Source organism: Silvanigrella sp., assembly GCF_044369315.1.
Taxonomy (GTDB): domain Bacteria; phylum Bdellovibrionota_B; class Oligoflexia; order Silvanigrellales; family Silvanigrellaceae; genus Silvanigrella.
Genome location: NZ_JBIPMD010000173.1, coordinates 1 through 7,405, shown reverse-complemented (window position 1 = coordinate 7,405; position 7,405 = coordinate 1). Strand labels below are relative to the sequence as shown.

Here is a 7,405-nt window from a genome sequence, read left to right as displayed (position 1 = left end):
CAATATATTGAAGTTTACTACAATCGTGTTAGAAAGCATTCGTCGAATGGATATCTGTCTCCAGTTATATTTGAAATAACTAGACCAATGAAAAAGGTCGGTTAATTGTGTCTATAAAATTGGGGGGAAGATCATATTTCGATTTTTTAATTTCTTGAAACTCTGTATTTGATTCGTCAAACCAATCTTTATTTGAAGTTTGCTCAATTTTTTTACCAAACTCTGGTGAAGAACTTGCAACAATATCATTTTCAAATGCCATGTTTTTATTTGATTCACTTTTAATTTTCATTCTAATTACGAGTGTTTTGCCAAATAAAGCCTCATCCAGAGTTTGACAGCCTGTAATAAATGTAAGAAAATTAGATATTACTAATAAATAGAAATATTTTTTAAACATTCATATCTTCCTATAGAGTGATTCAAAAGAATGACACTATACTTTTTGTTTAATTGAATTTAAGATAATTAATTAATTTTATTTTAAATTTTTTATTATTCCTAAATATGAACTTTTTAAATTACATATTTTATTATAAAAAATTTAAAATTTAAAACTTTTTAGTTTAAATTGAATTAAAAATATAATTCAATTGGTAAAATTGTGATAAAGAAATTTTTAATATATTTCAATTTTTTATTAAAAAAAAATCATAATCTTTGAAAGATATTTTTCTTTGAGGTTTTGTATCTAAATAAAGTGTATTTATGAATACAAAATAATTTTATAGCTAATTTTAATTGTTTAATTATAAGGAGAATTATTAAAGGGAGTTTAAAAATTACATATTTTTTAGATATTCATTTCTTTATTTTTAATTTTTAGTGTTGCCTAGAATTACTTCTACAGCATAAACATTATCTTTCATTCCATTTTTTCCAAAATACTTTAGTTTAAAATTTTTATTTTCAAAAGAAGCATCTAAAGAATCGATATTTATAGGTTCTGTGAAATTTAAGTCATTTAGGACTTCTATTTCTGTGTATTCAGAGTTGTTTAAATTGTATTCAGAACTGTATATAAGAATTTTTGTTCCTTTTGGAACTCCTTGTAATTGTATCTTTGTTACATAGTCATAACAACCCGCTTTATAAAGTGGAATTTTTCTATCAAATGAGGTGGCTAAGCCACAAACCAAGCTTTCGTAATTATAATTTTTATTATAAAATAGAACTCCCCCATTATTATGCCATTCGACATATTCTATAGCATTTCCATGAGTAATGTTATCTACAGCTATAAAATTAGGAATTCTTTTTGAATTGGGTTTGCAATATTTTTCTTCTCTTTTTTTTAATTTAAAAAATTTATTATCTTCTTCGGAGTGGGGTGTATAAGGTATTCCATGAAATTGGTTCATGACAAATATTCTGTCCCAGGAATTATAAAATGGAGAAGCCTTTTCTGTGGATAAAGGGATATCTTTCCATCTAGAGTAACATCTATAGTCATGACTCATATAGGTGTCACCTAAGCTCCAATAATTTTCTACTGAAATCTCTTGGCCAAAAATAACGTGGACTTCTCCAGAATCAATTTGAAAATAGCCCGAATTTTTCTCATTTTCGGAGATAATAAAAAGTCTTTGGTTTTTTTGAATAAGTTCATTCAATGTAGGCCAATTACTCCGATCGTTCCATTTTTGAGGATTAAAAACATATTTTGGAAGATCTTTGATTTGATTTAATGCTCTTTTTAAAAAAACTTTACTGCTATGATCTTCTAAAAATAATGTCAAAACTTCATTTGGATTATTTTCTAAGAAGGGAATAATGGTGTTATTCATTTCTTCTACAAAAGTTCCATATTCACTTAATAAACAAGTTTTATGGCATAAATAAATATCATCATTATAATCATATAAATCAAGCATAAGTCCTCTAACGCCTAATTCTAATTGTTTAGAGATTTTAATTCCATATTGATTTGAAAAATTAGAATAATTTGAATAAGCATTATGCGCTACAAGCCAAGTATATTGATTAAATGGTTTATCATAATTTGGCACATAATCAGGCCTTGGGACATAGTCTTTAAATTCTAAACAAAAAATGTGAAATTGTATAAAAAATAAAAATATAAAAGCAAATAATTTTAATAATATTGATTTTTTCATAATTTTTTCCTGGGTTTTATAGGTGTTTATTTTATAATAAATTATGCATTCAATTTCAAGAAAAATTATTTTTATTTTTATGCTTTATTTTAATTTAATTTGATAATATTAAGAACTGTTTGTAATTTTTTTGAAATAAAAAATAAATTTAAAATTATATATTTTGAATGGTACCAAAAAACTTAGAAATTATTTTAATAAACATGTGTGTTTTTCTTTAAAATTTTGATTTTAAACAGTACGAATTTTCAGAAGGTAATTTTTTTTCTAAAAAGAAATTATTTACTACATGATATATGCAACCACTTACGTCTGAATTATAAGCGCCATGTCCGCTTCCTTCATAGTAAAGAAGGAAACTACCAGGGATTTGTAGTTTTACAAATTCTGCCCACTTTAAAGGAGTTGCAATATCATTTGCAGTAGAAACGATTAATACAGGTTGTTTTATTTTGATATTAAGAGGTTTAGCGGAGATATTTTTTATGTTTTTCCATCCCAAACATTTATTTAGAAAAAACCAGCTTGCAATATTTTTTCCAAATATAGGAGACTCTTTTTTAAATTCTTCCATAATAGAAGAATACTCTGACCATGTTTGTATACTAGAAGATGGGTAATCTAAACAGTTTACAGTTATGGTTTGTGAAATATTTATATCACTTGAATTTTGTTCTACTAAATTAATTAATGTTTTAAGATCGTTATTTTGTAATTTATGAATAGCTTGAGCAATATTGAGCCAATCTTTTTCATTTAAATAAAGAAGTTGATAGATAGAAATTAAAAATATATCCCCTGTAAAATCTTCCTTTACATTTGTGCTAGGATTGGTATATTTTATTGGATTTTGATTTAATTTTGTTTTTGTATCGAGAATTATTTTAATTATATCTTTATTATGTAATTCGCTACTAGGATTATTTTTGTTGTAATTTACAAATTCATTTAAAACTTTATGAGCTTCTTTTGCATTTGTTTTTAAATGTTCTAATAATGATTGGCTATAATCAGTAACACTATCTAAAACTAAAGCTCTACTATTATTTGGATACAGTTCCGCATATTTTGAGGCAATATAAGTACCATAAGAAAATCCCCAAAAATTTAATTTTTCTTCATTTAAAGCTTTTCGAACAGCTTCTATATCATGAGCAACACTTACTGTGTCAATATGATTTATAAATTCGCCTGTTTCTTTAAGGCAGGATTCATATAACTTTTGGCTAGACTGCAATACGGATTGAAACTCAGCTTCATTATTAGGAAATGTTATATCAAATGAAGAGGAAATTGGGCATTTAATTGGTGTAGAATCCCCAACTCCACGTGGGTCAACTCCAATAATATCAAATTTTGATTGTAAGGCATTAATATTATATAAATCTTTTGCTAAATTTAAGGATGAACCTCCTGGTCCACCTGGATTTACAATAAGAGACCCTATTCTATTTTGAGGATCTGTTGCTTTAGATCTAAGCAAAGAAATAGTAATATTTTCTCCATTTGGATTATCCCAGTTTAAAGGAACATCCATTTTTCCACATTCAAATTTTACCGTTTTTTTAATTTTTAATTTATGATCTTCAATTGTCTTATCGCATGAGTTCCATTTAATAGACAATATTTTTGCATTTTCGTTTTTAATAGATTTTTCATCTAAATTTTCATCAGAATTTGATGGTTTTTTACAACCAATAATTGCTGAAGAAATTGATACTAAAATAATAAAATTCTGAATATTTTTATGTGCCATTTTTTTCTCTTTCAAGAAATTATTTATTTTTAAAGCAGTTTAATAGGTTCTATTACATAAATTTTAAATCTGTCACATTTTCCGATAAATCGTGTCATCAACAAATCCAGATTAAACGTTTGAGCTATAGTATGAAAGAGATTAAGAGTTTAAGAATGTAAAAAAAGTAACATTATTTGATCAAATAATGTTACTTTAAATTAGTTTTTTTTATGTTCGTCTTGCAGTTTTGATGGTTTTTTTAAAATTTTGAAACGATCAAGAACATTGGATAGTGTTGGCAAGTTTTCTTGGATATTTGTTGCAACAGAATCTTTGGCAGCAACCGCAGCAGACTGAACCGCATCTTGAACTAATGACACCATGATATCGAATAGTCCTGGACGTTTTGGTGGGGTGGAAATTTTTTGAGTGGAGCGATCTTTGCGTTTATCGTTAGCTGTTTTGGCAGCATGGCGAGCAGCATCAATGGCATCTTTTGCTCTTTCATCCCTTCTATTGAATTTATCTGTTGTTTGACGATTTGTGGCGCCATCTTGTTGGTGTTTGTGACCTTGTTGGTACGATGCTTTACGCTGCTCGAAAGGTTTTTGATTGAAACTTGCAGTTTGGGATTTGGAACCTTCTTTTGCAGTGATTTCTTCTTTTGGCTCGTTTTCTGGGCGTGGGTAAAGTTTAGCTGTAAATGCAGTTGTCGAAACATTGTCTTTTTGAACAGGAGTTTCGATTTCGTATTTTTTAGTAACTTTTTGAATTGGCTCTTGAGCAATTGTCTCAGGTTTAGCAATAGGAGTTGTATCTTCTACTACAGCTGTGACTTCTTCTTCTTCTTCGTAAGACACACCTATTCTCTTTACTTTTCCACTAGACTCTAAAGGATATTCTGAAATATCTTTCATGTTAAAATAATTTTTATCGGGATGAGCTATATGAATTTTAAAGCCCAATATATTTTCAATCGCTTTAATATTAAATCCATAGTCTTCACAAATAAAAGAAACAGCAATAGGATTTTTTGCGCCTTCTATTCTACAAATACGGTTCATAAATGTGCTTGGGGAGTCTGGTAAATCAAAGTTATAAATACAACTTAATTCACGTATTCCAAGAGATTTTGAAATGGCGTCTGTTGTCACAATTACATTTACATCACCTGATTTTATAGATTTTATCAAAGCAATTCTTTTTTGAGAACTCATTTGTGATGTAATAAGCTCTACTTTAACTCCATTTCCATGAAGTTTAAAGGCAATCCATTCTGCGACAGGTTTTGTATTTGCAAAAATAGCGGCACAATTAGGTTTGTGAGTTTTAAGATGTCCAAGTAAAACTTGAAATTTTTGCGTTGCTTGTAATGCATGAGCAAATTGTTTTGGTTGTCTTTCTTTAATTTGGCTTGGCAAAGTTGTGATGTATTCTGGATCTTCAAGAAATTTAAATGAAAACTCTCTTACATAGGGAGAATTTTCATTTGCAGAAATAATTTTTTGTGTTCTTTCCTGTGGCAGTTCAGCAAGAGTTAATTCTAAATCTGAAATGGATTCTTCATTTGAAAAACTTTGTGCTTCAAAAGCAAAATATAAGCCGACATTTTTAGACTTTATAGACTTGTTTTGAATCGCTTTATTCAAACTTTTAGGCGTAGAAACCAATACGTCTATAGGTTGGGCAAGCTCTGTTTCTTTAATTTCATCTTCGTCTAGTTTTGAAATAGATATTCCTAAACTCTGGAAAATAGAGTGGCTTGCTTTATATAACTCATCTGCTTTGGATTGAGTGGGGCTGATAAAAAGAACAGAAGGAGAATGGGCAGCTCCTTTAGGCAAGCTTTCGGATAAAATTTTAGAGGCTGCTGTTACTGTTCCAATTAAAAAACCTTCTACTTGTTTGGGTTTGATGAGCAAAACATCGGATCCCCTAAGAGAAGCAGACAATGCTTTTTGAAGAGTTTCATTTGGTTCAGAAAATCCCGCTTTTTTAATAGCTTCAATGATAAAATCATTCGCTATGATGTTTTCAAAACGGACTCTTTTTTTTGCGTTTTCGGACTCGTCAGGCACAACGTAACTTGGAGCTGGAGATAATTCTGCCTTTAAAACTTTAAGCTTAGGTTCTTCTTTATTAGGAAGAGTATAAGATGTTACCTTTTTTTCTTCCAACTTTACAGGAGCTTCTATTTTTACAACGGGCTCCTGTTTTATTGTCTCAATTTCAATATCTGGAAATAATGTATTTTGAGGCAAAATTTCAGATTCTTTAACTATTTTAGCATTCGATGCTGTTTTTTTCTTAACTGCTGGTTTAACAACTTCTTGTTTAACCGCTTTTTCCTTTTTAACAGGAACTTCTTTTGCCTTTTTAGGCACCTGTTTTTTTAGGGTTTTATCCTGTTTAGTTGTTTTGGAAGTTTCTGCTTTCTTTGATTTTGGAGCAGCAACATCCGATTTCGTGGTAGCTTTTTTAGACCTAATTCCAGAAGGCTTTGCCTTAGTCGTTTTGTCTACTTTGGATTCTGAAACTTCTTTTTTTTTGGTCATGCGCGTCATTTAATAAACCCACTTGGTGAAACGAACTTGAGAAATCTTTATTGCTGTGCAATACCTATCCTACTTGAGTAGGCATACAGCCTTTTCTATCCTGAGGATACTAAGATGATTTCAACTCTTCTGACAACTCTTTTAATCATAGATGCCTTAGTTTTGATAGTCCTAATTATTGCGCTTCAGCAAGGTAACGAGGGTGGACTAGGCGGAGCCTTTGGTGGAGGTAACACATCAGGCTTTTTTGGTGCAACTGGTGGTGTCAAACTTATTTTTAGAGCCACTTGGATTTGTGGTCTTTTATTTTTTGTTTTAGCAATTTCTTCATCTTGGCTAAGAACTCATAATAAGTATGAGTTAAAAAACCAACTTGAAAAAAGTTTATCAACACCTAGCGCAGCGGCTCCATTAGATACTGCTCCTGCAGCAACATTACCACAACAATCATTGCCATTATCTTCTTCAGGCCCTGCTTTACCCAATCCAGAGCCCAAAGCACCGACCGTCCCAAATCCGGAGCCCAAAGTTCCTACGGTTCCTAAGCCATAAAAAACCTTAACTTTTAAGTTAAGGTTTTTTTTATATATTAATTTGTCTTTGACAATATTCTCTGATGTTTTCCATATTGTAGTCTGTTTTTGGAATAAAATTTTCCTCTTCCAGCTTATGAATGACCATGTAAGAAATCCAGCAATGAGTATAACTTGTCGGATGCGGAGAATTCCAAAAAATGGCAAATCTATCTACTGTTCCATCCTTAGCTTTACAAGAGTTTTTATAAGCAGATTTAAATGCAGAATTATCGCTCTTAGTTGCGTTCTTTGATGCTATTAAATAACTGCCTTTATAACAATAATCTTGAAGTATCCTCCCAATAAGTGATTTTTACAAAGCATAAATCCAGAATTAAATCTCCTTTTGAGGAGGAGATTTAAATGGAGATGGAAAATAGACTTTTAAAATTGTCAGAGCAAGTTGCTTTTGAAAGAAGT

Annotated in this window: 5 protein-coding genes; 1 reads left to right on the top strand and 4 read right to left on the bottom strand. The window is 29.9% G+C overall.

Annotated features, from left to right (window positions below; all coding sequences use genetic code 11):
• Positions 1–79: 79 nt before the first annotated feature.
• The 4 genes from ACIQ56_RS12555 to ACIQ56_RS12540 form a co-directional block, all read right to left on the bottom strand.
• Complete coding sequence (locus ACIQ56_RS12555; RefSeq protein WP_397601404.1) at positions 80–400, bottom strand: hypothetical protein; 321 nt, start codon at positions 398–400, stop codon at positions 80–82.
• Between the two features lie 415 nt (positions 401–815).
• Positions 816–2,117 carry a phosphatidylinositol-specific phospholipase C domain-containing protein gene (locus ACIQ56_RS12550; RefSeq protein WP_397601403.1) on the bottom strand — a complete coding sequence of 434 codons (1,302 nt, stop codon included), beginning with the start codon at positions 2,115–2,117 and terminating at the stop codon, positions 816–818.
• 217 nt (positions 2,118–2,334) lie between these two features.
• Positions 2,335–3,873, bottom strand: a complete 1,539-nt coding sequence (locus ACIQ56_RS12545; protein ID WP_397601402.1) for an alpha/beta fold hydrolase — start codon at positions 3,871–3,873, stop codon at positions 2,335–2,337.
• Positions 3,874–4,073: 200 nt separating this feature from the next.
• On the bottom strand, positions 4,074–6,419 hold the full coding sequence (locus tag ACIQ56_RS12540) for a helicase-related protein (RefSeq protein WP_397601401.1): 2,346 nt from the start codon (positions 6,417–6,419) through the stop codon (positions 4,074–4,076).
• 105 nt (positions 6,420–6,524) lie between these two features.
• Here ACIQ56_RS12540 and secG point away from each other — a divergent pair, with 105 nt between their 5' ends.
• Entirely contained in the window at positions 6,525–6,962 is a 438-nt protein-coding gene (secG, locus tag ACIQ56_RS12535; RefSeq protein WP_397601400.1) for a preprotein translocase subunit SecG, read from the top strand.
• The last annotated feature ends 443 nt before the right edge of the window (positions 6,963–7,405 follow it).